The organism is Vibrio sp. 2304 (assembly GCF_033339475.1).
Lineage (GTDB): Bacteria > Pseudomonadota > Gammaproteobacteria > Enterobacterales > Vibrionaceae > Vibrio > Vibrio alginolyticus.
The window spans coordinates 1-567 of the sequence record NZ_JAWOUQ010000102.1 but is presented as its reverse complement, the minus strand read 5'-3'; the positions used below and the strand labels follow the sequence as shown (position 1 = coordinate 567).

1 pseudogene is annotated in these 567 nt (G+C 54.9%); it reads left to right on the top strand.

Features of this window, described 5'->3' with window-relative positions:
* Positions 1–567: pseudogene (locus R7P64_RS24470) on the top strand (IS1 family transposase); the annotation flags it as partial.

Below are 567 nucleotides of genomic sequence, written 5' to 3'. Positions count from 1 at the left end.
TCGTAACGGTAAAAGTACTGCCGGACATCAGCGTTATCTCTGCTCTCACTGCCGTAAAACATGGCAACTGCAGTTCACTTACACCGCTTCTCAACCCGGTACGCACCAGAAAATCATTGATATGGCCATGAATGGTGTTGGATGCCGGGCAACCGCCCGCATTATGGGCGTTGGCCTCAACACGATTTTACGTCACTTAAAAAACTCAGGCCGCAGTCGGTAACCTCGCGCATACAGCCGGGCAGTGACGTCATCGTCTGCGCGGAAATGGACGAACAGTGGGGCTATGTCGGGGCTAAATCGCGCCAGTGCTGGCTGTTTTACGCGTATGACAGGCTCCGGAAGACGGTTTGCGCACGTATTCGGTGAACGCACTATGGCGACGCTGGGGCGTCTTATGAGCCTGCTGTCACCCTTTGACGTGGTGATATGGATGACGGATGGCTGGCCGCTGTATGAATCCCGCCTGAAGGGAAAGCTGCACGTAATCAGCAAACGATATACGCAGCGAATTGAGCGGCATAACCTGAATCTGAGGCAGCACCTGGCACGGCTGGGACGGAAGTC